Raw genomic sequence first — 26,191 nt, 5'->3', positions numbered from 1 at the left:
GTTATTTCCTTACGATTGAGGGAGATCAGGGAACCGGCTCGCAATTGCGGCCTGTCGCTCCTCTTTGGTGCCGCCGATTTTTCCTTTTGCGGCCCCGCCGCCACCTCCAGCACCAGCAGCCCCGCCGCCAGATGCCTTGCTACCCGCGATCAACGGCGCGAAGGCCGTGTCGTTTGCGAATTCTGCTTTCAGCTCATCCAGCGTTGCCGCGGAGAGCTTGCCCTGCTGGTCGAGGACGACCACAACAGGCTTCCCATCGCGCTGCTCGACGCTCAGACGGCGCTCGATGTGCGGCAACAGGGCTTTGGCGCTGCCTGGGATTGCCAGAGCAGACGCGATGTCAGTAGCGGTGCGGCCGACGGTCAGATCCCGGATCTGAGTGCTTAGCGTTCCACGCTCCTGTTCCAGCATGCCGTTCAGCTCAGCTTCACGGCGGTTGAATTTTTCAGTCCAGGAGCGCTCGAGCTCCTCGACGTTGCCGGACTTGCGAGCAGCCTCTTCACGCTCCAGTCGTGCAGCTTCTTCAGCCTCACGCGCCTTCTTCTCGGCCAGCTTCTTCTCGCCGAGCAGTTCATCAACCTTGGCTTTCAGGCCGGATACATCTTCTTGCTGCGGCAGACCTTCAATGCCGAGTACGAACTTGCCGTCCTTCTCGGTGTAAAGAGCGCGCACGGCTTCATCTACCCCTTCCAGGGTATCCAGTTGGAATTTCAGCATTGGTTGTCTCCCAGAGACGTTGGTGCAGGCCCTGCCTGCGGAAAGAAAAAACTGTAGAGTCCGCTAACTCAAGACAGAACGAGGAAGCACTCAAGTGAGCAACCAGAACCCGTTGGAGAATCCAGTCACGGCACCCTCGGAGGAAGGGGACTTCCTATGAACTCGATTGCATCTGCTGTGTTAGCTGCGGTGACAGGGATCGTCGGGGCTGGAATTGGCGCCTACGCGACATTGGCCTCATCCGAGAAGGCGCGAATTGAGAGCTGTATAAAAAGGATCGACGATCAGGAGCAGAGGACCCGAGAGAAGGCTGAGGTGCTGCTTGGGGATATCGGACACTTCATTGGCGTTACGGCAACAAATGACGATTCAAAAATGCTCGAACCAGGCCAGAAGATCATTAAATCTGCGTTCGAATTAACCGCCTATGGCCCACCTGAACTTAATCTGGTTTCGATACATCTTGCTGTCGTCATACTCGAAGGCTTAATCGCCGAAACGCCGGAGCAAAAAATTGAATCGGTTAAAAACGCCCGAACCGCACTCAACGGCTGGTCCCCTAATTACGTCAAATTGATGAATGAGTTCGAACAGAGCAGGTTAAACTGCCTTCAATGAGCCAACACACCGGCTCGCTCAAAAGCCAACGGCTCTAGTACCTTCATTTGCACAAGAGTCAACGGTGCGAAGTTTCGATCAAGCTGCAGCTCGGCGAAGCGCTCAACACTCAGGCCGCCTTCGCGGAACAGCTTGGCTCGGACCGGGCCGATGGCCTTGTCCTGAAACGCCGCCGGCTGCTGCCTGAGCCAGTCGTAATAGCTGAGGTCTGCCCTCACCTGCTGGGCGCCGCTATCGCCGATGGATGCCCGCGTGGCTCCTTCGGCAAAGAGCGCGCTGAAGCGAGTTACCGCCACCACCGTCGAACGGCAATTTATGTGGATCGGCGGCCTCGGCCCTTCAGTCAGCTTGAACCTGCGTTTATCGAGCGTCCGACACTGGCTTGTCGTCTTTGAATCCAGCGTGCTTACCCACTCCACCGACGGCACGACATCGGAGTTCGCTTTCAGCGTCTCCATACGCGCCTGGGTGGCGACGTGCTGCACCGCTGTACGCACGATGGCGCTTGCATTGCGGTTGGTCGTAGCCAGGATGCCGTCGTTGTACTTGAGTGCCGTGGTACCGCGGATGTTCTTAATGATCTGGAAGTTGGTTTGGCCTTCGAAAAAGCCCTGCCGGATCGCGCCTGTGAGGCGTTGCCGCTCGGTCGCGGTGAAGCCATCAATGAACGACTTGAGCAGCTTACCGCCGTCCGCGCCTCGCACGCTGAGCGGGTTTGTGAGGATTGCCGCCCTGATTGCCGCAGCACCTGGCACCGCTGCATCGAACGACACACCTACCGGCGCAGCCCGAGTCAGGCTGGTTGCCTCAAACTCAGCCTCGTAGTTGGCGATGTCCACCAGATCCAGGTTCAGCTTTTCGCTGTACCGGTCGAAGATGCCCAGCAGCAGGCTATCAACCTCGCTCAGCAGCCGCTCCAGGCGGGCGGCGGTGTAATCCGTCAGGTCCGCCCGGGTCAGCCGCTCACGAATCGAGCGGTCGATCTCTTTGAGGAAGGGTGCGAACTTCTTCACCTCGCCCGACTTCAGCTGCTCAAGGAAGACAGCATGCCGGATGGTGGCGTCAAGGATTGCTTGGTTTGCCGCCATTTAGGTTCGCCTCGTCATCATCCAGGTCAGGCCCAGCGCTTTGCGTTTCAAGCTCGCCCCGAATGTCGTCGTCCGTCTTTTCTGGGTTGATCACGCCGCGATCACGCAGGTATTGCCAGAAGTCTCCCTCCGGCATCTTGCCGCCCTGCACTGCGTTGAACAGCGCGACCAGGATCGTCGCGTCAAGGCTGATCTGGCTGAAGTCCTGGTTGAGCTTGTAGAACGTTTCGCCCGTGGCATTCACGAACTCAGCCATCCAGACAAGACATTGGCTGTAGGCCTCACTGACATTGCTCACCACCAAGGAGAGAACGCTGTGCTCTGCCGCGCTGTCGTTATCGGCCTGGGTTGCGGTCTTCACCGCGCTGCCCCGCTCGATCAGCCTGGCACCGAGAGACACCATGTCTTCCTTCTTGGCGTCCATGGCCTCCTTGGCAACCGTGTTGGGCTGGGCCTGCCAAACACCGCACGAACCATTGACCGGAAGTATCCAAGGCGCACGAGAGCCCAAGAAGATGCCGCCTTTCTCCATGTGATCGCGCCACTGCTCATCCAATCCAGCCATCCACGGCTGAGGCTGCCCAACCAAATAGGCTGCCTCTTCGTAGTCCGCGCTGTTCCGGTAATGGCCGATGTTGACCTCGGCCATGTCGTATAGCGGCGAATCGTCGATGCTCGAGTCGTTGTTCTCACTGCCAAGGAACTGAAACGGGATTACCTGCCAGGGCTGGCCGGTTCCGTTCAGCGGAGCAAAAGGCGCGACGATCATCGCCGTTTCGCTGGAACCATCTTTCCAGACTTCCTGGGTGTAGATGCCGAAGGCGTCCAGGCGAAGCACCCGATACTGAACCGCCCGCTCAATGCCAAATCCATCTGCAGTATCGACATCGACCTCTTCGCGGAGGACCACTAGGCTCAACAGATGTCTGCCACCGATCTGACGTGTCTTCCAGTTGATGATCGCTTCGGCTGGGTAGCTGGCAACGTTTGCCCGGGCCCGACCGGAAAGCTCGTCCGCCTTGCTCACGGTGCCAGCCTTAACAGCAGCGTAATCCACCAGCAACCCATGCCGGCCGACTTCAAGCAGGTGCCCGATGACCGACTGCGACTGCTGGTAGATGCTCACACCCTGGCCGTCGATATCCTTGGACACATAGTCGAGCGCCGCAGGAACAGTCAGCGTCGGCCAGGTGCGGAACACAGCGCCTACCAGGCTATGCTTCGTCCGTCCGGTAGCGTTGTAGAACACCGCTCGCTTCTTGTAAGCCTCGTAACGGCCCTTGTTGTCCTGGCTGGTGTCAGTGGCGTTCGGCCGTGGCAGGTAATGGTCACCGGCAGCCTTGATGGTCTCTGACCCTTTGCAGACGTCGCGCACCAAGCGCCAGCGGTATCGCGCCGCCGTGTACTCGGGACGGGTGAAAGTGACGTCCGTCATCGGGCGACTCCCATTTTCATTGTGGTGATCGGTTTGACGATCGGGTATTCGCGGTGGATGAAGTAGCCGCCGCCGTCGTTCGCGTGATCAATGCCGGCAGTCTTGTCTGGCTCCCCGTTTGCGCCCCACACCTGCTGCTCCAGGCCGTCGGCGTAGGTTGGGCAAGTGAACGGGTTCACCAGGTAACGCCGCTCGCCCTGCGCATTGCAGAACATGGCATTCATGGCGTTGATTCGGTCCTTCACCGGCGGGTTTGCCGCTGGAGCGATGACCGTGAACCCAGCCTGCTTGAGCATGGCAAGGTCAGTGATGCTGGCGTTCACGGACTTGCGTGAATCTCCCGAGGCATCCGGGTAGATTCTGATCTCGCACGTCTTATTGAAGTCGTTGCCGTCGTGCTGCCAGTACCGCTCTTTGATGCGGCGGATCATGTCGGGCGTGTCGTAGCCGTCGATCAGCTCATCGACCGCCCTGGGCATGCCGTGCTCGCGCTTGACGTGCGTGATCGCCGCCATCTTGCCAACGTTGAAGTCCATCCCGATAAACAGGGGCTCTCCGGGCTGCACGGTATCGAAGCACTGGTTTAGCTTTCGGTCATAGGCCGTGTAGATGGTGCCGGACGTCAGGTTGACGAACTGGCCCTTCAGGTACGCCAGGATCAACTGAGGCGGATATGACTCCATCAGCGATTCGATGTAGTCGTCAGGCAGGTTCAGCTCGTTGTCGAACGTGCTCGCCTGGACCAGGCCGTACATCTCTTTGAGTGACGGCTTGTCGCGCAACTGCTTCACGAACTGCTGGAAGACGAACTTGAAGCCTTCCGGCGTCGTGGTGACGTCTACCCCGTTCTTCAGCCCGGGCAAGTTGTAGCGCATCCGGGCGATGATCTTGCGCCAGGCTTGCTGCGCCTTGATGGCAGTCAGCACGTCCAGTTCATCCACGAGGGCGTGGCCGATCTTGAAGCCCACGATAGTCTGAGGCTTCTCCATCGACCGGCAAATCACAGTGCCGCGATACTGCCGGCCGCTGTAGATGTGAACCTCATGGTTCGCCTGGTTGATCTTGGTCTTCAGCCCCCAGTCATAGGCCACCTCATCCATGGTTGGATAGAAGATGTCCCGGATCTGCGGGTATGTCGGCGCGAAGTATCCGGCGTTGACGCCAGGCCACTCCATGAAGTGCTTGCTCAGCGCCGAGCAGCCTACCCAGGTCTTTCCTGAGCCGAACCCAGCTACGAACGCGCGAAACTTGTGGGGCAGCGTGAGGAACTGAGCCTGGGGAACGTTAAGGCTCGGCATTCGGCTTCCTCGCATCCACGACGTCGACCTGGATGCGGGTCGGGATCACCGGCTCGTCGCCAACCTCCTCCTTGCGGGAGCGGTTGACGAACATATCGCCCGTCTCTTTCGCTGCCTGCTCCAATATCTGCATTGCGAGACCAATGTTCTTCATCGACTCCGCTCGCTCCACGAATCGGTTCATGGCGCGCAGTCGATAGGCACGGTTGGCGATTGGAATGTCGACCGTCTCCTCTCTGAAGCGCTTGCGGCACTCCTCGAAAAAGATCTTCCACTTCTGGCCGAGATCACGTCCTGAATACTTCGTTGGGTCGTATCGCTCGCACAGTTGGCGGGATACATCGATGCCGTATCGCTCCTTGACGGCCTGACAAACCTGACTGGGGGTGTCGAAGCAGGCTAGGGCTTGGACAATAAAGGCCTTCACCTCATCTTTCAGGGCTGCCATAGATTCGTTTTCCGTCAAGGGCTGTCAGGGATTAAGCCAGCTTGAGCAGACAGGTTCCGCAGGCCCTCGCAATGTTCAATTTCCCCACCTCGGCAGGACTGTTTGCAGCATCCACCAGCGCTTGAACGTCAAGGCTCGCACCGTAGCGGCGGACCACACCGACGAACTCCTCAACATCGTGGCCTTGGAGCTTGATCTTCGGCGCACCGTCTTTGGTGAAGGCTGGTTGACCGTACTTGTCGGTCGCGTGAGCCAGGTGATACAGCTCGTGCTCAATCAACGCGCAGAAGTCCGTGTCGCTGCACTGGGCGCAGTAGTCGGCAGCCAGAGTGATGATGTAGGCCGGCACATCGCCAAACCAATCACGCATCTGTTGCTCCATCCGGGCCTTCTGCCAGCCACCAGCGCGAAATGCCACCTGCTCGGCCTGACCCAGGACTGTGCGGCCCTGCTTGTTGAAGCTCGACGATGCCCACATGACCCGGATGTCTGCATCCAGTAGGTGAGCATGGTCTTCGTTGTGAATGCTGCCGGAGTCGGCAAGGATCTCTGATTGGAGCCATTCCCACACTTCAGGTGCCGGGGTCAGGCGGATACCGAAATCGGATAGCTCCGAGAGCTCAAGCAGTGACGCCGGCGGGAGCGGCCTTTGCATTTGCTCTCCCCTCGTCAATGATCAATGTGCGAACCGTGCCGCCGGTGTAGATGTCTCGCTTCATGGCTGCGCGTACTGCGTGTTCCGCACTCGCGCCCATATCCATTGCAGCCAGAGCGTACGGTGCACCACTGCCAATTGCGTCAGGGTTGGCCGGATCGAGATCCTGCTTCCAGATGCCCGTCTCGTCGTCATGGCCGACCATCATCAGCTTGCCGCCATCGACAACGTATCCTGAGCAATCCACTGGGACCTTGGAAGATGTCCCGAAGTAGGCCGCAATCAAAGCCTTCTCATCGCACACGGTGCCCGCCAAGAGGAAGCTGACCCCATCGACAACCTGGCACTTCGAGCAATCGTCAGAAACGATGGCGCCGCTTCTGGTCTGGCGAGTGTCATAGGCGATCACGCCGTCTTTGTAGGCGATGGTGGTCATGAGGCCTCCTGATTTATTGGAACCAGCCAGTGGCCTCTGTACCGCAACCTCGGCAGTACACGGCACCATTCGCCTGCTTGCCCCGACGCATGATGAAGAAGTCGTCGGAACCGCAGTTGCACTGATAACCCTCATCACCTTCGGCGGGCCCATAGGGCCACTTGAACACGCCCCTGTGCGAACTACATGCCGGACACTCCAGATTCCTCTGTCCCGCAGGCGCAACTGCCACCCACTCATGTTTGCAATGGGTGCAGATGGCCTCACCAGCTGAGTGCGGAGCTTCAGGCCGCTTGAACTCCAGCACCTTGACGGTCATTCAGGTCACCATGATGTGGGTCTGTGCATGAGCGTGCCCGTGTAGCTCGGCGACGATCAGGCCCTGGGGAAGACCGGCGGCCCGGGCAGCGTCCACCGCCTTGGCAATGGTGCTATCCAACTCAGTCAGGGCCTTGTTGATGTCCTGGCTCATAGGGAGAGCGTGGCGAAGGCGGGTTACGTTGGTCATGCCAGCACCACTCGGAAGTGTGAGGCGATCCAGATCAAGCCCTCGATCACAGCCCAGCCTCCGACGGCGCACAGGACACCGAGCATGATGAATGCGCCGGTCATATCGGGTAACTGCCCCATAAGGATTCCTCTCCAGTGTCGCGACACAATTTGCTGATTCGCGAAACGTGTCGCGCGTTACCGTTTCTTCTCGCAGCCCATGCAGTGCTCGCAGTTCAGGTGGCGGCAGATCCAGCCCTTCACCCGCTGCCAGTACGTGACCATGAACAGGTGACGGATGCCGGCCAGGGCCAGGGCGATGTGCAGGGTCAGGCCGGCTGTGGTCGGGCCGAACAGGAAACTGTCGTGCCGGGTTGTGACCACGTAGGCACTGATGGCGATCGTCGAGTAGATCAGCTTCCCGAGGATGCCGTCCCTCACCTTCCCGCTCACCACGCACCAGAACGCCCACAAGGCGATCATGCCGCAGGCGATGGAGTTGATCAGTTCAAGATTCATGGTGGATTGCCTCCCCCGAACCGCTGGCGGATGAACGCCCAGAGGTCAGCGGCTTTGATGGCCCGGGTAATGGCGGCGATAAGCGATCCGCCGAAGGTCCCCAGGAGGAAGCCCACGCCGGCAACACTGCGCGGCTCGACCACTCCGAAATAGGAACTGATCAGGCCCGTCAGGTAATGGGCACAGACTGCACCCGAGAAAATGAAGATGGCCCAGGCCTTTCGGTCTACCAGGTCGTCGCGGTGCCAGAAACTGGCGGCGATTGCGCCGAGCAGTCCGGCAAAAGCCCAGTCGAGCTTATCGAACAGGCGCTGTAGAAACTCCATGCGCTCGACTCCGTGGGCATGACTAAAAGGTGACTCTAGGCGCACAATTACTGTTGCGTAGTTATGCGCCTAGAGTTATAATTTGCTCATCAACTAAACAAGGAGATGGAGGTGCAAAGCAGGCAGTTGATAAAGGAGCTTGAAACCGCTGGATGGGTTCTAGATCGAGTAACCGGAAGCCACCACATGTTCAAGCATCCAAACAGACCCCAAACGGTTCCAGTGCCACACCCGAAGAAAGACCTACCAATCGGAACCGTAAGGGCCATCAAGAAACTAGCCGGGTTGATCTAGCCCGGCTTCACCCTTTGCACCTCCTGAGGAGATACATATGCAATATCCAATCTGCATCGAGTGGGGCGACGAGAGAACCGCTACCGGCATCCAGATCCCTGACATTCCCGGGGCAATTACAGCCGGCGACACATTCGAGGAGGCGTACAGCGCTGCCATCGAAATCGCGCACATCATGCTGGAAGAGCTGGCGGGTTCTGAGAAAGGCATCCCGCTCCCAACCTCTATCAACGCCCACCGGAACAATCCCGAGTTCGATGGTATGGGATGGGGCATGCTGGAAATCGACATCACGCCCTACCTCGGCAAAACCGAGAAGGTCAACGTCACGCTGCCTGGCTATGTGATCCAGCAGATTGACCGCTTTGTTCGCGATCACAACATCAAAAGCCGGTCTTCTTTCCTGGCCGATGCAGCCATGGAAAAGCTGGGGCGATAACAACTCAGCAGCAGCTGAGGCCCTGAATAGGTGTGCAGTCTTTCCCGCTGTCTGCCGAAGGCCTTCGCAACGTCGACGCCCTATTGCATCGATCTCGCTGCTCAAGTCTCGCGCCACCCGGAAAGCATGTGGGGTCAGGGTGCGCGGGCTGCCGGTGTTGATTCCGTACGTCGCACTGTCCGGCTATCGACGTCCAGGCCCTCCCGAGGGCTGTCTTGGCTACAGGTTAATTTCAGGCATAAAAAAGCCCGGCACGCTGTCCGGGCTTATGCAGCATTACTCCACGTAACTTTTGCGGAGGTTACTAACGTGAGTTCGACCGTTAGGAATGGTGCCTTCTCCGGCAATAACAACCACAACATGCTCTCCAACGCAGGGCCTGATGCGATTCTCAAGCCACTTTGTAATGCTGGTGCGAGCGCTAGTGGCCCGATCATAGTCGTAATCCTCGACGAGCTCGTTGGGGTTGCCACGAACGACAACGCGCATCTCTTCGATTTCAAAAACTTTTTGTTCGAAAGCTGCAATAGATATTTTCGCCACTTTAAGACTCCTTTCATGAAGAAGTGAGTCTTATCAATTAGCGAGAAAACTTCAATGGCTTAATGCCATTAATCAATAAAAACCCGGCGCTTGGCCGGGTTCAGAGTTTCGTGTGCGTTCGCTGGATCTACTTCGCGCCGCCGTTCCCGCGATCCGTCTGAGCGTCTTGATCAGACCCAGGATTACCGGGCGGAGGGTCCCAATCTACGGGCCTCTCGGCCGTTCCCTGCTGAGGCTCTGACTCGGCCTGTTCAAGGCAGGAACCATGACTCTCACCTGTATCAGGCGCATCTTCGTCTGGCCTGGGGTATGGAGCTTGCGGGCCGTTGTTGTCTACCAGGGCATCTCTCCTTTCTGAGGCGCACATCTGCGCATATACGTGGGAGAGCCAGCTTGGACAGGAAGTGCAACGAACTCGACGAGCGGACGAAAAAAAGCCCAGCGCAATGGCCGGGCTTTCTCTGTGGTGTCGCGCTTGAAAGCTGAACACGGTGCTATGAAAACAGAGCTATTCCATATGGACAACTCTTTTTTTCATGCGGCCTCCCTCACCCGCTCCAGGACGCAATCCACCCAAGCGACGCCGGCCTTGATCAGCTCGCGGGCCTTGCCTTCACTCACGCCGTAGTGGCGCCCAACACGCACCGCCGCCCACTTCGCGCCGTAGTACAGCCAGATCATGTCGCCCATCTGCTGATCTCGCTTACAGAGCCTGGCCACCGCTCCATCCACCACGCCGGCAAGTTCGTCCGTGATGACATAGGACTTGGTGGTGGACGGTATAACTTCCCGCATGATCACCATCATCGGCGAGGCGTAGCAGGGAATACCCATCCCATCCATGCGCCACCAGCCCCATTGCTCCAGCATGTACTCGGTGTCGCCCAGGGGGCGCTGCAATGGCTTGCGAATCATCATGCTGCTTTCCTCGGGTCAGGATCACTCAGGCCAAACAGATCTCGAAGCAACCGATCAGCAGCTGTCTTCTTTGCATTACCTTCAAGAAGCCAACGCTGGCCGTAATCATGAAAGCCGATCTGCAACCGACTCGAGTGCCAACTGGCGACCATATCCAATAGAGCTGCCAACGCGGCCGGGCCGCCCATTTTGACCTTGGCCAACTCCTCGCCGGCGATTTTCAGGAACTGGCACTCGACGTCGCTCATAGCTTTGCGCGGCAGTGCCGCTCTGACGTTACTCATGGTTTGCTCTCCCCTTGATGCGGCCAGCGAAGGGGCGATTTGCTTCGACCTCCTCCTGCGTTGGCTCGCGGCCTGCAAAGTTGACGAAACGCCCGTACTGTCCTTGCTGCTGCACGATGCAGCTGCCAACCCGGGCGTGCCTGCACTTGGTCATGAGCATTTCGGTTAGGCCGTTTTGGCCTTCTTCGGTATCCATATCGCGATGAACTAAGATGATGCAGCTGGCATCTGCCTCCACTTCGCCCGAGTCGCGAAGATCACTCGACTGAGGTTTCTTGCCTGTGCGTTTCGTGGATTCCCTATTGAGCTGGGAAAGCAGCACCACCGGAACATTGAGCTCCTTCGAGATTCGCAAAAAGGCCTTGCTGATAGCGCCGACCTCTTCGCTGCGTGTCCTGCCCTTCGTTTCAGCTTTGACCAATTGCAGGTAGTCGACGACGATCCCACCGAGACCGTGCTCACGCTGGCACCTGCGCGCTTCTGCACGAATGCTCGAAGGGGTTTGAACGGGGTCTTCAACCACGAACAGTGGCGCACCGTTCGCTTGAGCAACCGCGCCTACCATCGCGCGCCAGTCTTCGTCTCGCATCCCGCGTTTGCTGGCAGGCTTTGAAAGGCGCTGCAGCTCAATACCCCCGAGCGAGGCTATTGCACGAAGCCCGAGTTCTTCGCCAGGCATTTCCAGTGAAAAGACTAGCCACGGGTCATTCCTTTTGATCGCGTTGTACTGAGCCGCCTGTAGCGCGAGGGTGGTTTTCCCGCTACCAGGCAAGCCGCCGATGATGGTGATCTTTTTGGGGCGTATTCCATCGACCAGTTCGTCGAGATCGGTCAACCCAAACGAAGGCCAGTCCGGTATCAAGCCGAGGTGCTTATCGTTGACGGTGCTGGCAGCGTCACCCATCCACTCGTCAAGACGACGATACTTTGGCTCATCGCCCTCAAGATCGCGCACGTCTGCCATAGCCTGTTGGGCGCTGGCGATGATCTCGGCCAATGGGCGGTTCTCACTGGCCGAGTCACGCACTGCATCAGCCGCTTCCACCAGGCGACGCAGTACTGCCCGCTCGGCCACGGTTCTCGCGTATGCACGCCAATTCGCTGTGCTTGGCGTGTTCTTCGCCAGCTCGCCAGCGTATGCAATGGTCGCCCTGCCACTCGGCAGGATCGACTTGAAGTCGTGAAGGGTGACAGGGTCCACCGGAGCACCAGTGGCGTGCAGATCAATCATCACCTGGAAGAGCGCCGCATTTTCAGGATCGTGGAAGTCGGCCGTGGTCAAGCTGGCCGTGATCGAGTCGAACAGATCGCCATCCAGCATTAAAGCGCCGAGCAGTGCATGTTCCGCCTCGTCGCTGTACAGCTCGCGATAGTTGTTCATACAGCACCTCTCGCCGAGGTCCAACTGAATCCAACAGCTTGGCCTCCTCCCTCACGAAGTCGATCCAGCGCGCGATCTCCGATGTAGCGTCCTAGGTCCGCTGCCGCCAGATTCGACACCACCACTGTAGGCAAAACGAGTTGGTATCGCCGATCAATTACCTCATGGAGCACACCCAGTTCGTAGGCGGTACCGGCCTGGGCTCCGACCTCATCGACGACCAACAAATCGAAACTGGCAAGCTCGCTCAAAACGTCCCTATCGGTGTATTCAGCACCACGGTCCATAGCGCCTTTGAACACCCGGATTATTTCGGCTGCAGACACGATCACGGCCTTGGCCCGGTGTACCCGTATCACGGCCTGGACTATCGCGCATGCCAGATGTGTTTTCCCGTTACCCACGTTTCCGGAGAGGATCAATGAGCGGCCGGCCTCATAGTTCTCGTGGAACTGATCAACGTAACCCTCGCAAAGCTTCAGGGCTTTCGCCATGGCGCTCACACCGCCGGAGGTTCTGTAGTTGCTGAAGGTGCAGTTGCTGAACCGAGGCGTGATTCCCGAACCTACGAGCAGTTTGTTCAGCTCCTCTGCCTTTTTTCGATCACGAGCCTGGATATGTTCCTCGCTCTCAGCAGGAGCGATGTTCAACGCCTCCCAGTGGCAACTTTTGCACCCGCGAGCAAGCATGGAGCCGTCGAACTGCTCGGTCTCTGAACTGCTGACTTGGCCATGCTTCGAGCATTCGATGTCGAAGAAGCGGACACGCGGCTGGGGGCAGAAATTAGAAGTTCGAGCCATGTGCTACCTCCGGGTATTCGAGGGTGTGGTTCGGCAGGCCGGTGTAGGCTGATTGCTTGGTGGGCATTGCGGGCTTCAACTCATCGGTCCATCGCTCTCCGTTCAACCAGGTTGAAGCGTTCGGGATGTATCGCCCGCTGTCTTTGGTCCAGTCTTCAGAAAGACAGTGTCTACCCAGGGCGGTGATCAGGGTCTGACGCAGTTCATCGTTCGGTTTCAACTTCGCCCAGGCTTTGGCAGCGTCCTTGCGCCCCTTCTTTTTCGGGTACAGCTTCCAGAATTGCTCAAAACCCTCTACCCCATCTGGAATGACCGTAGGTTTAGGTTCCTTGACTGGTTCATAAGAGTGACTGGTTCTGGGGGCAGCTCCTGCCCCACCCCCTGGGTTATCTCCTGCCCCAGGTGGGTTATCTCTTGCCCCACCCCCTGGGGCAGATGCTGCCCCACCATCAAGCGACAAGTGAAAAACGTTCGACTGATTCAACTCGCCCTTTCGGCGGTACTCTCGCCGAAGAAGCCCCGCCTTTTCCAACTCGCGGATATGCAGTTTCACGGTGGAGCGTCCGATCTCGCACTGGTCGGCAATATGCTGGTATGACGGCCAGCATTCGCCCTGATCGCTGGCGTTGTCCGCTAGCTTGATAAGCACCAGCTTGCGCAGCGGATTTCCGACTTTGGTTTTCATGGCCTTGACCATTAATTCCATGCTCATAGGTCAAGCTCCCCAGTCACACGACGGACGAACTCGTCGTATTCCTCTGCCATGATCAGGCCTTGGCTTTCAAGCGCTTCACGGTACGCTTTGGCGCTGCCATACAGCACCCAGCGCTCTCGCTCTGGAAGAGTGCTGAACGAGGCATAGCTGGGCCACGGACCGGCAATTACCGACGCAGGCCCCTTCTCGGCAGATAACGTTCTCGGGCGCGTATTCACTGCAGAGTCTCCCCTGGTTTGCGACTAATCCGGGCGCCCATGGACTCCACAGAGCCACCAAACAGACGCAGCACAAGTTTGCGCAGAGCGGTTGTGGCATCAATTGAAAAAGTGCGAGCCTCATCCAGCGCCAAGGCCTGCGGGGAGTGGTCCATGATCAAGATTCGAACGCGATCGCTGTAGTTGAACGCTGCGCAAGCCAGCTGTTGGTCAGTCAGGCCTTCGAACGCTTCATCAGGCAGGCACTCGACCGGGTACACGACGACGGGGATTTTGTTTTCAGGGCGCGGCTCACCCGCCAGCAGGTGTCGGGTCATTGCCTCCCAGTGATCTTGAGCAACTTCCCTCGCATCGTGGCCGGTCCTGCGCCTGAACAGCACCATGAGTGCGTAATAGGCGCGATACAGATCAATGTGCGTTTCATCCTCCTTTTCAATGGAATATTCAGGCTCGTCGATAACATCCAGGGCGTCCTTGACGACCTCGAAGCACTTCAGCAACAGGGCTGCATCGGAGTAATTTTCGAAGTGGGCTTCGTCGATGACAGTAACTGGCATCTCTTGGTGAATATCGCTCATGGGTAAGCCCGCCCGATAGCTGACTGATGCAGGGGGATGAAAGTGAATTCATCGAAATCTGGTTCGTATTTGGCGTGTTCCAACATGGACGCGACATGGCTGAGCGGCATTGATGCTCTATGCGCTTGAACGAAGGCAACCAGGAAGGCGCGACCAGGTGAAGGCTCATCAATACAGCGGTTCAACAGCGACTTGATTCGCTGAGTTTGGGCTGAAAAACGACGAAGGTTTTCCTCGCCCCGCGCTTCCCTCGGAGGTTCCTCCAATGTGTAGAGCTTCGAAACTCTGCCCAGCAGATCCCTTCCAAAAATTTCGAATAGATCGCGAGCTACTTGCTCATCTGTCAGCCCAAAGCCGAAACCATAGGAGCCGCGGCCGTCGAAGACCTCGATCAAGTAAAATTTCGGGCAACCCACCAAGCATGCCCTTGGCTCTGCTACCTGAAAGTCGTGTTTGAGGGCGATATTCATTGTTCGGCCCTCCAGGTAGGCATCCAAATCGGCTGAGCCATCTCTTTGGCAGCTTGGCCGTACCAACCCACCGCCTCAAGAATGAAACGGCCCGGCCGCGCCTCATATTTGGCCGACCTAACGATGGCACGCATAATCGAGGCAGTCCTTTCAAACTCAGGTACTTCCTGGCTGAAAAATCCTTTCGCGGAAAGGGACAGCTCTGCCTCTGGGACTTCGGGAGTCAGGAACTCCAGAGCCATTTCTGCGTCAGTTCGCGCCATTTCATGAGTCATAAAGCGCTTGATACCGCGCTCACGATGAAAACCTTCGATGCAGAAACCGATGCACCCTATATCGAAGCCCACTTCATCAATCGGATACGCTTGAGCCTGCAGCGTCCCGAAGACGCTCGCATTCGAACGGGCTTGTTCATTACGGATTGCATGTGCCATGATTAGTACCTCTTTGAGATGTGTTGTCCTGGTCGCACAGGACGATTGATGAACCCGGTTCCCGCCGGGTTTATTGCTTTCTGCACCAGGCAAAATTCATTCGCCGGCTGCTCAAGCCGCTTTCACCGACTCCTCCAGCACCAGCAAGCTCTGCCGAACATGGCCGATTTCTCGTTGAATTCCTGCCTTCTCGATTTGCGTTACTCGGCCATCTGCCACAGCGTCGTGCACAACACGAGAGACATCGCCTGACTCGGCCGCCAAGTGCACCAACGCTTGAACCAGGTTGACCCCGTCAGGCTTAACCCGCGGCACCAGTGCATAGCCCAAGGCATTCGCCAGAAGCTGCAGCGGTTCGGGGTTCTTGCTATGCACCAATATTTGTAAAAACTGCTCCAGGTTCAGCCGATGCGAATCGTCGTTTGGGTTGCTGCGGTTGAGCAGCGCGGTGTGGCTCATCCCCATCAGGTGAGCCAGTTGTTTTGGCCCAGCATCGAGCACTGCCTCATGAATCGCGCGATGTACTTGTTCCATTCGGGAAATCTCTTGGCGGTTGTCGTGGCCGTACATCCTGGCGATGAGCGAAACTTTGCTCATCGGATCAGGCGACAGATTGCTCGGAGCTAGCGGATGAATTACGCAGGTACGCCCAATCGATATCCGGTCGAAGGTCTTCACAGACCACCACCCTCTTCGTCTCGCGCTCAAGCTTGATAGCAAGGGCGGGGTTGGCACGGCGAAAGCCGAGAGCGACCTGTCTGAGTTGGCCCACGCTGGTGTCGCAACGCTTAGCCAGGGAGTCCAGCGAAACAGCGTCCAGGGAGCGCATGTGTTCAATTAGCGTCATGGTTTTCCTCCTAAGAGACTCCACATTACATATTGCTAAATTAAATAGCAATAGCATTTTATAATTTACAGATTGCTAATGCACGGACACTATTCGCTGATGGACATGAAAACCCTTCGGGTCGAAGCGCTGCGGCGTGTAATCGGCCAAATCAGTCAGAAAGAATTCGCCGACCAGCACGATCTGGACGCTTCCTATTTGTCCCAGATCCTCAACGGGCATCGAGGCTTGGGCGAGAAAGCGGCGCTCAACCTCGAGAAAAAGATCGGGCTTGCGCCAGGCGTTCTGGTCAACCCGGGTGGGTACGGTTCGAACGTCATTGAAGGTGAGTTCACTCGCCAGGATGTTGTGCGTGACCAGTCACCGGCCTATCAGGCAATGCAACAAAGCGCTTCGCCCAAGGCGATCGCAGTCATCGAGAAGCTGGCCAGGGCCGCTGCGAAGGGAAGGCTGAAGGAGTCGGACCTCGTGCTCCTGGAGGGCATCGCCGCTCTGCTTGAGAAGGCCAACGCCGAAAAGCCTTGAGCCAGATGAAAAGAGCCCGGCGCTAGGCCGGGCTCTGTTCACTGCTATGTCAGCAAATCCTCTCCCCTGTTCTGCCACATCGCCTGAAGCTTGGTCAGCCCCTTGCCAGTGATCAGCGTCGAGCACGTTGGGACGATGCCGTCTATTGGATGTTCGAAAGTGCCCAGTTTCACATCGAGCAGGCCGGCCTCAATCTTCGCCTGGTACGGCTCGTTGGTCCTGGTCACCCACCCCTTCTGCCTCATAAACTGCAGCAATCTGGTGCGGCCGGTACCGATGATCTTCGCGGCCTGGGCGGCGTTGTATCTCTTGTGGGATACCGTGACCATGTCGTGAAAGGCCACCTTGGGAGCGTCTTGCTCCACCTTCACTTCCAAGAGATGGTTCTCTTTGGTCAATTCGGTGTTGTCGGCCTCCAAGGTGACGACCTTGCGCACGTTGTCGGTTAGCAGGGCCAGGAGGACTTTCGGGTCGTTGAGGCTGGCGATGTCGAAGGCGGGCTTGGCGTGCGCCATCCGCCAAAACCCTTTGACCAACCGTTTTTTGAAGTCGCGGACGATCGCACTGTTGCGCATATAGGTAAGGAGCAGTGTGGACTGCTGCTCATTGAGCACTGCGTACTCGGTTGCCTTAGCGAAGCCGCCCTGGGGAAGAGAGGAACCCTTCTGGATTTCAAATCCGAAAGGGCCAAACTCCTCAAGATCAGCCCGGTAGGTACGCACCAGCTTCATGACACTGGCATGGTCGACTTCGCACCCGGCTGCGATAGCGAGAGTGGAGGTCACCGCTTCGCCATCTACAAGACTGACAATTTCAGCGCGCGACACGTTTGGCGATTCGACAAATTGTGTCGCGACACCTGCTCGCAGGCCTGGTTCGCTGGATAAGATATTCATGAGAATTTCTCCAAGCCCAGGTTTGTGGATTCCACGATGGCCATCGCCATTCCCAACGATCGAAACAGACCCCAAGTCTGGCTTGGCGAAATGCCCTCCTGCCCTGTGCCTGCTCCTTCCAGCGAAGATCTCACCTCCGCCAGAATGCAAATCACCTCATCAAGCGCGTCCTCGGCGGGAATGCCAGGCCGAACGGCAAACAGCCCCTGCCGTTCGATATTGCAGAAGCCGAAAAGAAGCTCCTCTGTTACGGGCCCTTTAACAGCGCCAGCATTGAGTTTTTCGTTTACTTCGGTATGCTTATCCATGACGTTTTTCCTAGTAGATTGACGTTCTGCTTCATGGCCTCAAGCGTTGGCGCGCTTGGGGCTTTTTCATGCCCGTTGGTTTTCATCTAACTCCTGCTCCATCATTTTTCTTAGGCGGAAAACCACCTCCCCGTTCGTTGACCTCCCGTTTACCGCCGACTGCGCGTCCAACCACTCTCTGAGCTGCGCCGGTAATCGGATCAACAGCGGACTTTTCTCTTGCTTCACTTTGCCTCCGGGCTTAGCCGAGATAATCACTTGTGATCATTTGATACCTCTTGTGATCACCTGTCAATACCGATCATAGGAGATCATTTCTTGTCTGGTATAGTGATATGAAACCGTATATTCGAAAGGGCAGCTATTTCTGATGACCGACTCCAGACCCTTCTCTGAGCGCCTTTTATGGGCCAGATCTGAAGCAGGATTGACTCAAAAAGAACTCTCGGAGAAGAGCGGTATCAGCCTCCCTCAAATCGTACGATATGAGGCTGGTCGATCTAAACCACGTCTCGGCGGGGCGCTGAAACTGGCCCGCGTCCTCAAAATGGATGCGTATGATTTGATGCCGGAGCTGCGGAAAACCACTCACGAAATTGAAATTGAATTTTCCTCTGAAGAAGCGCAATTCCTCGACTCCACAGCGGCTAGTCTCGGAATATCCACTGAAGAGTTGGTGCGTAAGCTAACCATGTTCGGTTTGAGGGAGCACTCCAAAGATCCTGAGATGCGCAAGATGATCGACACAGAAGCACCAGGCCTACTGGATCGAATTGACGCTCTTGACGACGACGGCGAACAGGAAATCGGAAACGCTCCTAACTCTTAGTCAAAGTATGAGCGTGCATTTGACTCGAAAAAAATGCAGAGAAAAACATAACGTACGTAACGTTGACGGGGGTTTACTCAAGCGTAAAACCCCTTAAGCGTAGCGCTCAAGATGATTTAGGTGAGCGCCCGGGCTGCTTTGCGTATGCAGGGGCGATCGGCCTTAGCCAGCCCTTAACCGTTTCGATAGTTTTGGGCATATCCTCAGCCCACCCTTCAGTTTCTAACCGAGTCCTAACGTACACAGCCATATCCGAAAGACGGGGATATTCTTTTTTTGTCGCATCTGATTTCCATTTCTCGTTTGCGATAACCCTAGCTCTCTCTTTAACAGCATCTTTTATCTCGTTGACAACCGCAAGCGACGAGCTAAATGCAGCACTTTCTGATCTATAACGGCTTTTGAGATTTCGAGAGGGTATAAAAAACAACTGCGCAATGCTAAACATAAACTCGGTGAAATCTTCCACGGCTTCCGGACGTCGATCTGAAACGTCAATCAAGTGTTCCTGAATTTTATTCAAGGGGCCAAGAACAAATCCACCGAGATCTAAAGCTAGATTAAAAAGCTCCTCCTCCGATTTAAATTTACGCGACAAACCCACAGCTGAGATCATTGCAAGTAATCCGACAACCTCATTTTGAACCCTTAAAAAGTCATCACTAAGGAAATCATATTCCTTAGATGCATCGGTAAAATCCTCTGCTGCGCTGATAAACAGCTCACGAATTTTCGCAAAATTCTCGCTCATTCGCCTTTTCCTCCATTTCGCCTATTACGGGAGCGCGCAATAGCATCCAGTCTATCGCCAGTTAGCAAAATGTAATAGTCGAAGGGCCTGTCTAGGCACACAATCCGAACGGTCGTGGTGACGCCCGTTGAACCTGAGCTCGGCGTTGCTAGCGTCGACACCCTACCACCTGAATCATGGAAAGATGATGACCGCGATGCGCTGGGTATTTCTGCTGTTCGTTACTGGGCTGAGCCAGGTGGCGTGGGGATACGGGGATGTTGACCGCCTCACGGGGTCGACGATTGTGGCGTCCGGCGAACTCGAACAGGTGCACTGCCCCGTCAGTGGCAAATATGACTGCCTGACCTGGCCGCATGACCTATACAAATTCAGCATGCAGAACATTTGCTTCACGGCGAACGTGTCGTGCGGCTTCTCCTGCGAGGGCTTTATCGCGCAGAAGAATCAGGTCCAAACGCTGTATGTGCTTGGGTCCCGCCTCGATAGCTCAGCGATCAACCTCTACAAATGCCCGAGCATGTCCTGAGGCGATCAGATAGCGCGTCAATCGGGTGAGACCGCATCAACCGCAAGCCGAACGGCAACCTCGGGCCTAGGCGCGATTAAAAACTGCGTATTTTTTATGGATGTATATGCAAATGGATGAGGCGAAAGCTCGCAGGCTTGAAGCAGAAATCAATGAGCTGAAGACTTTTGTCGCGGCTTTGCATTCATCGATTGATGCCCGCAGGTCATGGATCGGCAAAGCGAAGATATTGCTATGCATGGCCCTTTGCTTCGTCGGCGCCACGGGTGCGATGGGGGTGCTCATGGAGGGGTTGCGCTGGCACTGGGCGGTGATGATTGGGGTCGGCGGGCTCGCGCTCTACCGAGCGCTTCAGGCCGAAAAATCATCGAAGGTAACGGAGCAACTGCTTGCGGACTACAACGCTCGTCTTGACGAAGCTGAACACGAATTGAGCAGGGAAACCGCGGAGAAGCGGCTGAAGGCGATCTTCACTAAATCTAATTGAGTGCCAATACCAATCGGGACGTCTTGCCGGTTGGCGTGATTCGAGTTTATGGGCTATTGATTGATGGCCCGGCATAAAGCCGGATCAAGGAGATAGAAGATGGACCGATTTACAAAAAGTCTGCGATCAGCCATTGCTCATGGCGACTGGTATGTCGCGCTTTCTTCTGCACTCACGCTTCCTGATGTGTGCGCTCGTATAGTTGAGCCATATGAAAAAAGCAGCGAAAAGAGATATACGAAATGGTTTAAACATTGGATGGAGCCATTGTACACAGTCGATATGCCAGAAGGCGGGCCGACAGTTTTTTTATCCGGCGGAGATTGCTATGCACTTAGATGCAGCTATCTTCACGAAGGTGGCGCGAATATCACTGCTCAGCGGGCTCGCCAGGCACTGAATGACTTCCACTTCGTTTCAACGCCGCCTCCTGGCTGGGAGGTTCATCGAAACATGATCGATCGAACTCTACAGCTACAAGTAGATATTTTTTGTAGCGAGATGGCTGATGCCGTGGATAATTGGGCGAGTTCGGTGGCGGCAGACCAAGACATACAGAATCGCATGAATGCCCTTCTGATAATCCATATAAATAGCCCTTTCGTTATCAACTAACGATCGGGACGAGTCGCCTCCTCATCGAGTGAATCGACAAGAAAGCCTGAAATCGATGGCCCTTTTCATGATGGCTCGGCGAATCTGAAGCATTTTCCAGTGGATCAGTTGAACGGGCCTGAGGCGTATCTTGGACACCTCTCCCAAGGCTGCCAATCTTCAAGTTACCGTCTTTGCTTGTCTCTATTACTAGATTGCTACGTATGCCGCCGCTGAATGAGCCAACCAGAAATTTTTCACACTCAGGGTTAAGGTCGAATCCTCGACAGGTGGTGAAACCGAAGGGGTATTTTTCTGAATTATGCGGACATATTGACCTTCCCCAGGCTATAGTTCCCCGATCGTCTTGGGGAGGTGACACATGCGGAAATTGTTGGGTGGGGTGGGTTTTGTAATGTTCTTTTCAGCTTCGGGTTTAGGGCTGTGGTTGCTGCTAGAGAAAAATCTCTCAGGCACAGAGTTTGTATCGTTCGTAGTAGCCTTCACCTTAATCGGTGGGGTCGTTGCATTTGCACCAGAAATTCAAGAATTCTCTGTAGCTGGTAATGTCGTTAAGTTGAGAGAAGTTAAAAACGACGCTTTAAAGTCCATTGAGGTGCTAAAAAAAACCCAGGCGGAAGTATTGCGATTGATGCTGCGCTCAAGAGATTACTTGGATCAACAAATATCATACGATGTTGGTCATTTAGCGATTGATAAGGATTTTTGGGACATTGTCTCTGAGGCAAAGCGTATCGGCGCGATTGATTCGCTTAAACCGATGCTCTTACCCTATATTGATCGCATGCTATTTGACCTGTACCGGACAGCCTATAATCGAAGTTACACATCTTCCAACGCTTTGTCACTGGAATCCTCTTTTGCGGAAGTTGCAGCTGAGCTACTTGATCCAGATCGAATATCAAGAACCTTGGTCGCGAGAGACGAGAGAGAAGACTTTAGGGGGCATTACACGAACTTCGTAAAAGGTCGCTTAGCAGAAATGGAATCTCTCTATGCACTAAAGAGGGAACTTAAGAGTTAGGCGCCTGATTCGAATAATTGCTCTTCGGGGCTGCCTAGACCGTCCCGCTTTTGGCGCTGCGTGCGGAAGTTGCTGCTTTGTATCAGTCATGAGCTGCTCGTCCAGTTCCGCTGACCGGTGGTGGCGACCAGTTATCTCGTAGACGGTTTGGCGGCTCCTACCACACTAGATATCGACCGCTAAGCCGTACCCGCCATGCTGCAACTCTCATGTACTGGTTGCTAATGGTGATTTGAATGTCAGGAGTGATACGTTCGGTCTCCCGCCTACCTGCTGAGACCAGAGCATGTCCGCATCTGAGAAACGGTATCCCCGAGAATCATTTACCAAGAAGCTGATCCGAATGTGCCAGAGGCTTGATGAGTTCTTTGTCCGCACCATCACGCACCAAGACATCTATGGCGAGTTCACTGGCGAGATCACAATCACCTCGATGTGGGTCGTGGGATCCTATGCCCGCGGTGCGATGACCTGTGGCGATCTGGACATGGTTATAGGCGTGCAAACCAAAGGGGCCCTACCCTCAACAAGGGTTTGGGCCAGGTCGTTCTTCGGCGCCCCCTCACTCGTTCGCTACTACCCAGGTGATCCAACCGAGAACGCCTCAGGTGTACCGTTCTCCGAGGCAATCCTGATCTGGTCCGGCGTTGGATGCGATTGGAAAGGAGCTCTTGCGTCGATCAAACCAGATCCCAACGCAGGCAGAGCAGCACGCGAAACGGATGCCATCCCGCTCCGGGACGAACAGCTGCGTACCTGCAATGACGAATATCACGCTGCGGTGGATATGCAACGCGACGGTCTTTGGGAATGGGAATTTATAGAAATTGGGAGCGAGCTGCTTGCCCCGATACCACCCGATGACACCGCGGAAGACATAGCGTACTTCAGGCGGTGTACATCGATAATAGGACGTAAATCACAGGAACTGGTCCCGGCGATTGTCAAGCTGATGAGAGAACAGGAGCCGTTCGGTTCTTGGTCCTCTGCGGACAGCCACCGAGCAAAATTCAGATGCGGCAGTTCCGAAGTACACCTGGGCCGCCCCGCGATCCCGATAAGATTCTTTGAGAATACGCCTTGGGTACGCCAACTGCTCTTGATACCCCATATCAGCGCCAGAGGGCCAAACGGCGCCTGGGTAATCCGTCGCGGCCCAGAACACCCGGACCGCAACGCCCTTGAAGGCAAACACGCTTACTACCTCATGACCTCCGGACAGCCCGATACCATCGCCTACTCCGGGTCTTCCATCCACTGGCCTTCGACCGGCATTGAGCTGCTTGGGTCCTGCGATGAAGCTCAAGAGCTAGCAGCTCAGTTTGCCGATGAGGATGACTTCGCAGCCCCAGAGATAGGTCGAGCAGAAGGAATCGATTTACTCTCTCTGTTTGGGCTGGTGGACATCGTGGAGGTGAGGGGTTATCAGCTCGCTTTGACATACTCTGGAGCTTCTTATCTGGAAGCAGACATCGCTACCTTGGATGAACTGATCGCCCTCCTCCCATCATCCTAAAATCAGCTATTCAAGGATGAAAAAGACGTAAATCGAGATATGAAAAGCTCGGCCAATGTCGGGTTCGATGCATGATGGCACCTGTTGTATTCCGCGACTGGACTGAGCGATGAAAACAATAATCGCGGCAGCGACAGTGCGGTTATCTCAATGCAGCATCCGAGACGGACGGAATAGACATAACGTTCAACGACGATGAGTCGGTGACGTTGAGGTGGTAGGCGTGCGCTGAAGAGGATCGGCCGGTTGAGGTTATCGAAAGGGTGGAGGAGGCAGCGCCTTTCTGACAGGCACAAAAAAGCCCGCGCTTTACCATTAGTGGCTCGCCGCCACTATTGCGATACAATCGGAACCTGGCAGCCGCAGCCAGAGAGAGCTCTGGTAAAGCCTGTCATCATTCGGAAGGGAGCAGGTATGAAACGGACTGCGGTTGTTGCGATTGCGGTTGCTATGCTGAGCGGGTGCGCGGGGCCAGCCTGGAAGATCTCAAGCGCAACTGATGCGCTCACTCAAAGAACCAGCATGATGGTCACTTCTGGAGATTACACCGCGGGCAACTCGATCCTTATTAGTCCTTCGAAACTATATCCAGTTGTGCGTAAAGAAGGCGAAGAGATATACGTCGGATTGATGTCCAATAGCGATATTCGGATTCCAATTGTGACAGCTCAAATCTGGATTGATCAGAACGAGGCATGGACGATTTCATCGCAGGAGACCCCTATAATCTTGGCGCTCCCATCCTGGGAGTTGTTGTTGGGGCTGAGTCCTGAGGTCACAAAGCAGGCCCAGGCGCAGGGCCTGAATGTACACAAAATAATGGGCGGTTACACAGTAGCCGGAGGGGACAAAGCCAAGGCGATTCTCAAACAGATGCTTACTGGCCGAGTTTTAAGATTTAGGACGGTTGGTTTCGATCAGGTCGCGTCCCCGGCCGAAGAAGTGGTTCTGGATGAGTCGCTTTCTCAATCGCTCAGATCGGTCGGGGTTGATCCGAGAAGTCTATAAGCCGGGCTGGAGGGGCAGATACAAGAAGCCCGGCGCTGGGCCGGGCTTAACTCAATGCACTGTAGGTAAGCCGCGTTTTATCTCGTGGACGATTTCGGCGTTAGATTCGCGATTGCTGACAACTCTCACGCCCTGGAACTCAATTAAAGCTCCAACAACCTCACCGTAGGCACCTTGCAGCTTAGGATTACCACTCTCAGGCGGCTCTACGATAAATAACGTATCCTTTGCTAAGTGATCTGCCTTGATAAGTCTTTTTACCTTAGCCACCCAAGCATCCCCATGATCCAGGATTTTGGAAGGTTCAGCTTGCCCTAGATAAAGGGGCTTTATCGCTTGGGCTGCGTCGCCGTCATCCAAGACAACAAACGGGAAGCGAACCTCGTAATCCTTTGTTCCCAAGCGTTGCTCCTTGTATCGCTGCTTGAGATTGGACATAGCCAGAAGGTTCCCCAACTGTCGTTCAAGAACCCGCTCTTGGTACTCTTTGTTTGCGAAGCTATGGTTGACATAATGGTCATACAGCTCCTGAACAACACCAAGAACATCATCGGTTGCGACAGAGCCTGGCTTGCTAAAACGCATCATCGTTTCACGTGGGTGAATGAGATGTTTGAAGGTACTAGCGAGCAGCGGGACCTCGCCACGATGTCCGTAAAAAAATTCCGCAAGCCTTTTAAACTCATCCTGTACTTCGTCACGAGCTCGGATATAGACCTTGTGGTCAAGAGTTTTGAAAAATTGAGTCACGCGCTTACGGGTCGGCTCAATTTTGTAATGAAACTCGCCATTGTTCGCCAATAGCACAACGCCAATGTTCACAAACTCCCCGGTTTCAGGATAGGGGAGGAATCTCAAGATCGAATAATTACAAATATATTTCATAGCTGCCCCCAGAACTGATCTTCCTTGAACCTTTCCAGTAGTTGAAGCCTCTGCTCGAGGGTCGGCTCAGTTTCATCACCGTGACCCGAGTCACGCCTTACCCATTCTTCTGGCAAAAGGGACGTGATCCTACCCCAGTCAGCCATAGCTGCGTCAAGCATAGGCAAATATTCCAGACGAGCGAGCAGTTCCCCTGTCTGGGCGCTTAGCTGGTCCCGGAAGACGTGGTACATCCTAAACTCCTCAGCCGTGAGACTGCTGTCGAAGGCCACGTTATGGTCTATGACCTGTAGCGCCCCCGATTGATCAAGGATCAAATTTACATTACCACCCATAGGACCAAGACCTCGATCACCATTTCCTATCCACCAGTCAAAAAGCAAGACACGTTTCTTAATTTCTGCTGGGATATCAGGCACCTTTGCCCACAAGAGGTCTGAGGCATTTTCTACTTGGAGGGACCCGAATGCAGGGCCTCCCTCCAGATCTCTGACATTGTCCATAACACTGAAATCGATCAGCTCCTGAGGGATATCGACGACTCGCCATGGGGGTATCGGCAGATCGAGATGCGCACCGAGCTCCGCAGCCAACGCCTCGGAAACGAGGCCAGCTCCGAGGGCCCGGGAAAGCCCCTTTACGAAATAGGTTTGATTGTCATCAGCCCGGATGAGAAATGGCTGAACTGAAATACCCTGACTGCTCTGCCTTATGATTTCTTTTGCTGTAACACGTTCCGGCATAAGCAATCCCTGCGAAGCGAATTTAATGTTGAAGGACACATAGCTGAGACCCGGCACCAGCTTGTCTCTGCGCGAATGCATCACTTACCAGCGCGGAGCCCTCAGGAACGCTATTTGATGCTCCT

38 protein-coding genes are annotated in these 26,191 nt (G+C 55.4%); 11 read left to right on the top strand and 27 right to left on the bottom strand.

Annotated features, from left to right (window positions below):
- Positions 1-9 precede the first annotated feature (9 nt).
- Positions 10-717 carry a hypothetical protein gene (locus J3P88_RS10380; RefSeq protein ID WP_434575055.1) on the bottom strand — a complete coding sequence of 236 codons (708 nt, stop codon included), beginning with the start codon at positions 715-717 and terminating at the stop codon, positions 10-12.
- Positions 718-873: 156 nt separating this feature from the next.
- Between J3P88_RS10380 and J3P88_RS10375 the strand changes: the two genes are divergently transcribed.
- Positions 874-1,335: a hypothetical protein gene (locus tag J3P88_RS10375; RefSeq protein ID WP_434575053.1), complete on the top strand. Its 462-nt coding sequence runs from the start codon at positions 874-876 to the stop codon at positions 1,333-1,335.
- Here the strand turns inward: J3P88_RS10375 and J3P88_RS10370 are convergent.
- The 9 genes from J3P88_RS10370 to J3P88_RS10330 all read right to left on the bottom strand — a co-directional run bounded on the left by J3P88_RS10370 (position 1,329) and on the right by J3P88_RS10330 (position 8,029).
- Positions 1,329-2,423, bottom strand: a complete 1,095-nt coding sequence (locus J3P88_RS10370; RefSeq protein ID WP_434575052.1) for a minor capsid protein — start codon at positions 2,421-2,423, stop codon at positions 1,329-1,331. The two genes, J3P88_RS10375 and J3P88_RS10370, sit on opposite strands and share 7 nt — an antisense overlap.
- Positions 2,398-3,858, bottom strand: a complete 1,461-nt coding sequence (locus tag J3P88_RS10365) for a DUF4055 domain-containing protein (RefSeq protein WP_434575050.1) — start codon at positions 3,856-3,858, stop codon at positions 2,398-2,400. The genes J3P88_RS10370 and J3P88_RS10365 overlap by 26 nt, the downstream gene beginning before the upstream one ends.
- The gene (locus tag J3P88_RS10360) at positions 3,855-5,156 is read right to left on the bottom strand and encodes a terminase large subunit domain-containing protein (RefSeq protein ID WP_434575048.1); all 1,302 of its coding nucleotides are present in this window, start codon (positions 5,154-5,156) and stop codon (positions 3,855-3,857) included. Before J3P88_RS10360 ends, J3P88_RS10365 begins: the two co-directional genes overlap by 4 nt.
- Positions 5,143-5,604 carry a DUF2280 domain-containing protein gene (locus J3P88_RS10355; RefSeq protein WP_434575047.1) on the bottom strand — a complete coding sequence of 154 codons (462 nt, stop codon included), beginning with the start codon at positions 5,602-5,604 and terminating at the stop codon, positions 5,143-5,145. The genes J3P88_RS10360 and J3P88_RS10355 overlap by 14 nt, the downstream gene beginning before the upstream one ends.
- Before the next feature lie 31 nt (positions 5,605-5,635).
- Positions 5,636-6,259 carry a putative metallopeptidase gene (locus tag J3P88_RS10350; RefSeq protein ID WP_434575045.1) on the bottom strand — a complete coding sequence of 208 codons (624 nt, stop codon included), beginning with the start codon at positions 6,257-6,259 and terminating at the stop codon, positions 5,636-5,638.
- The gene (locus tag J3P88_RS10345; protein WP_434575043.1) at positions 6,225-6,695 is read right to left on the bottom strand and encodes a proteasome subunit beta; all 471 of its coding nucleotides are present in this window, start codon (positions 6,693-6,695) and stop codon (positions 6,225-6,227) included. Before J3P88_RS10345 ends, J3P88_RS10350 begins: the two co-directional genes overlap by 35 nt.
- Positions 6,696-7,014: 319 nt before the next feature.
- Positions 7,015-7,203: a hypothetical protein gene (locus tag J3P88_RS10340; protein ID WP_434575042.1), complete on the bottom strand. Its 189-nt coding sequence runs from the start codon at positions 7,201-7,203 to the stop codon at positions 7,015-7,017.
- Positions 7,204-7,382: 179 nt separating this feature from the next.
- Positions 7,383-7,703: a hypothetical protein gene (locus J3P88_RS10335; RefSeq protein ID WP_434575040.1), complete on the bottom strand. Its 321-nt coding sequence runs from the start codon at positions 7,701-7,703 to the stop codon at positions 7,383-7,385.
- A complete protein-coding gene (locus J3P88_RS10330) occupies positions 7,700-8,029 on the bottom strand; it encodes a hypothetical protein (protein WP_028236772.1) in 330 nt (109 codons plus the stop codon). The genes J3P88_RS10335 and J3P88_RS10330 overlap by 4 nt, the downstream gene beginning before the upstream one ends.
- Positions 8,030-8,140: 111 nt before the next feature.
- Between J3P88_RS10330 and J3P88_RS10325 the strand changes: the two genes are divergently transcribed.
- Entirely contained in the window at positions 8,141-8,323 is a 183-nt protein-coding gene (locus tag J3P88_RS10325; RefSeq protein ID WP_434575038.1) for a type II toxin-antitoxin system HicA family toxin, read from the top strand.
- A 37-nt stretch (positions 8,324-8,360) separates the two neighbouring features.
- Complete coding sequence (locus J3P88_RS10320; protein WP_434575036.1) at positions 8,361-8,762, top strand: type II toxin-antitoxin system HicB family antitoxin; 402 nt, start codon at positions 8,361-8,363, stop codon at positions 8,760-8,762.
- Between the two features lie 276 nt (positions 8,763-9,038).
- Here the strand turns inward: J3P88_RS10320 and J3P88_RS10315 are convergent, their stop codons facing one another.
- From J3P88_RS10315 to J3P88_RS10265, 11 genes are all read right to left on the bottom strand, one after another.
- Positions 9,039-9,305: a hypothetical protein gene (locus J3P88_RS10315; protein ID WP_434575034.1), complete on the bottom strand. Its 267-nt coding sequence runs from the start codon at positions 9,303-9,305 to the stop codon at positions 9,039-9,041.
- A 534-nt stretch (positions 9,306-9,839) separates the two neighbouring features.
- A complete protein-coding gene (locus tag J3P88_RS10310) occupies positions 9,840-10,223 on the bottom strand; it encodes an antiterminator Q family protein (protein ID WP_434575032.1) in 384 nt (127 codons plus the stop codon).
- Positions 10,220-10,507 carry a hypothetical protein gene (locus tag J3P88_RS10305; RefSeq protein ID WP_434575030.1) on the bottom strand — a complete coding sequence of 96 codons (288 nt, stop codon included), beginning with the start codon at positions 10,505-10,507 and terminating at the stop codon, positions 10,220-10,222. Before J3P88_RS10305 ends, J3P88_RS10310 begins: the two co-directional genes overlap by 4 nt.
- A complete protein-coding gene (locus J3P88_RS10300) occupies positions 10,500-11,888 on the bottom strand; it encodes a replicative DNA helicase (RefSeq protein ID WP_434575028.1) in 1,389 nt (462 codons plus the stop codon). Before J3P88_RS10300 ends, J3P88_RS10305 begins: the two co-directional genes overlap by 8 nt.
- Entirely contained in the window at positions 11,885-12,688 is an 804-nt protein-coding gene (locus J3P88_RS10295; RefSeq protein ID WP_434575026.1) for an ATP-binding protein, read from the bottom strand. Before J3P88_RS10295 ends, J3P88_RS10300 begins: the two co-directional genes overlap by 4 nt.
- Positions 12,672-13,400, bottom strand: a complete 729-nt coding sequence (locus J3P88_RS10290) for a helix-turn-helix domain-containing protein (protein WP_434575024.1) — start codon at positions 13,398-13,400, stop codon at positions 12,672-12,674. Before J3P88_RS10290 ends, J3P88_RS10295 begins: the two co-directional genes overlap by 17 nt.
- Positions 13,401-13,617: 217 nt before the next feature.
- On the bottom strand, positions 13,618-14,199 hold the full coding sequence (locus J3P88_RS10285) for a hypothetical protein (RefSeq protein WP_434575022.1): 582 nt from the start codon (positions 14,197-14,199) through the stop codon (positions 13,618-13,620).
- Positions 14,196-14,669, bottom strand: coding sequence for a hypothetical protein (locus tag J3P88_RS10280; protein ID WP_434575020.1), 474 nt, complete (start codon positions 14,667-14,669; stop codon positions 14,196-14,198). Before J3P88_RS10280 ends, J3P88_RS10285 begins: the two co-directional genes overlap by 4 nt.
- Positions 14,666-15,103, bottom strand: a complete 438-nt coding sequence (locus tag J3P88_RS10275; RefSeq protein WP_434575018.1) for a hypothetical protein — start codon at positions 15,101-15,103, stop codon at positions 14,666-14,668. Before J3P88_RS10275 ends, J3P88_RS10280 begins: the two co-directional genes overlap by 4 nt.
- Before the next feature lie 111 nt (positions 15,104-15,214).
- Positions 15,215-15,781, bottom strand: a complete 567-nt coding sequence (locus tag J3P88_RS10270) for a phage regulatory CII family protein (protein WP_434575016.1) — start codon at positions 15,779-15,781, stop codon at positions 15,215-15,217.
- Positions 15,705-15,950 (bottom strand): transcriptional regulator, encoded by a 246-nt coding sequence (locus tag J3P88_RS10265; protein WP_434575015.1) that lies wholly within the window; start codon positions 15,948-15,950, stop codon positions 15,705-15,707. The genes J3P88_RS10270 and J3P88_RS10265 overlap by 77 nt, the downstream gene beginning before the upstream one ends.
- A 99-nt stretch (positions 15,951-16,049) precedes the next feature.
- Between J3P88_RS10265 and J3P88_RS10260 the strand changes: the two genes are divergently transcribed.
- Positions 16,050-16,475, top strand: coding sequence for a hypothetical protein (locus tag J3P88_RS10260; RefSeq protein ID WP_434575013.1), 426 nt, complete (start codon positions 16,050-16,052; stop codon positions 16,473-16,475).
- A 44-nt stretch (positions 16,476-16,519) separates the two neighbouring features.
- Here the strand turns inward: J3P88_RS10260 and J3P88_RS10255 are convergent, their stop codons facing one another.
- The 3 genes from J3P88_RS10255 to J3P88_RS10245 form a co-directional block, all read right to left on the bottom strand.
- Positions 16,520-17,371, bottom strand: a complete 852-nt coding sequence (locus tag J3P88_RS10255; RefSeq protein ID WP_434575012.1) for a phage antirepressor KilAC domain-containing protein — start codon at positions 17,369-17,371, stop codon at positions 16,520-16,522.
- On the bottom strand, positions 17,368-17,679 hold the full coding sequence (locus J3P88_RS10250; RefSeq protein ID WP_434575010.1) for a DUF3077 domain-containing protein: 312 nt from the start codon (positions 17,677-17,679) through the stop codon (positions 17,368-17,370). Before J3P88_RS10250 ends, J3P88_RS10255 begins: the two co-directional genes overlap by 4 nt.
- A 66-nt stretch (positions 17,680-17,745) precedes the next feature.
- Positions 17,746-17,907: an Arc family DNA-binding protein gene (locus tag J3P88_RS10245; protein ID WP_434575009.1), complete on the bottom strand. Its 162-nt coding sequence runs from the start codon at positions 17,905-17,907 to the stop codon at positions 17,746-17,748.
- Between the two features lie 142 nt (positions 17,908-18,049).
- Here J3P88_RS10245 and J3P88_RS10240 point away from each other — a divergent pair, with 142 nt between their 5' ends.
- Positions 18,050-18,508, top strand: a complete 459-nt coding sequence (locus J3P88_RS10240; RefSeq protein WP_434575007.1) for a helix-turn-helix transcriptional regulator — start codon at positions 18,050-18,052, stop codon at positions 18,506-18,508.
- 106 nt (positions 18,509-18,614) lie between these two features.
- Here the strand turns inward: J3P88_RS10240 and J3P88_RS10235 are convergent, their stop codons facing one another.
- Positions 18,615-19,259, bottom strand: a complete 645-nt coding sequence (locus J3P88_RS10235; protein ID WP_434575005.1) for a hypothetical protein — start codon at positions 19,257-19,259, stop codon at positions 18,615-18,617.
- Between the two features lie 127 nt (positions 19,260-19,386).
- Between J3P88_RS10235 and J3P88_RS10230 the strand changes: the two genes are divergently transcribed.
- From J3P88_RS10230 to J3P88_RS10205, 6 genes are all read left to right on the top strand, one after another.
- Positions 19,387-19,788 (top strand): hypothetical protein, encoded by a 402-nt coding sequence (locus J3P88_RS10230; RefSeq protein WP_434575003.1) that lies wholly within the window; start codon positions 19,387-19,389, stop codon positions 19,786-19,788.
- A gap of 112 nt (positions 19,789-19,900) precedes the next feature.
- Positions 19,901-20,275: a hypothetical protein gene (locus J3P88_RS10225; protein ID WP_434575002.1), complete on the top strand. Its 375-nt coding sequence runs from the start codon at positions 19,901-19,903 to the stop codon at positions 20,273-20,275.
- A 99-nt stretch (positions 20,276-20,374) separates the two neighbouring features.
- Complete coding sequence (locus J3P88_RS10220; RefSeq protein ID WP_434575001.1) at positions 20,375-20,890, top strand: hypothetical protein; 516 nt, start codon at positions 20,375-20,377, stop codon at positions 20,888-20,890.
- A gap of 361 nt (positions 20,891-21,251) precedes the next feature.
- Entirely contained in the window at positions 21,252-21,914 is a 663-nt protein-coding gene (locus tag J3P88_RS10215) for a hypothetical protein (RefSeq protein WP_434574999.1), read from the top strand.
- 286 nt (positions 21,915-22,200) lie between these two features.
- Positions 22,201-23,430, top strand: coding sequence for a hypothetical protein (locus J3P88_RS10210; protein WP_434574997.1), 1,230 nt, complete (start codon positions 22,201-22,203; stop codon positions 23,428-23,430).
- Between the two features lie 414 nt (positions 23,431-23,844).
- A complete protein-coding gene (locus J3P88_RS10205) occupies positions 23,845-24,438 on the top strand; it encodes a hypothetical protein (RefSeq protein ID WP_434574995.1) in 594 nt (197 codons plus the stop codon).
- 51 nt (positions 24,439-24,489) lie between these two features.
- Here J3P88_RS10205 and J3P88_RS10200 read toward each other — a convergent pair whose 3' ends face one another.
- Entirely contained in the window at positions 24,490-25,323 is an 834-nt protein-coding gene (locus tag J3P88_RS10200) for a DUF3037 domain-containing protein (protein ID WP_434574993.1), read from the bottom strand.
- The gene (locus tag J3P88_RS10195) at positions 25,320-26,066 is read right to left on the bottom strand and encodes a HipA family kinase (RefSeq protein WP_434574991.1); all 747 of its coding nucleotides are present in this window, start codon (positions 26,064-26,066) and stop codon (positions 25,320-25,322) included. The genes J3P88_RS10200 and J3P88_RS10195 overlap by 4 nt, the downstream gene beginning before the upstream one ends.
- Between the last annotated feature and the right edge of the window lie 125 nt (positions 26,067-26,191).

The organism is Pseudomonas sp. Z3-6, assembly GCF_051131985.1.
GTDB lineage: Bacteria > Pseudomonadota > Gammaproteobacteria > Pseudomonadales > Pseudomonadaceae > Aquipseudomonas > Aquipseudomonas zanjanensis.
Note: the sequence above shows the minus strand (reverse complement) of the source record. Positions and strands in the feature narration are given on the sequence as shown.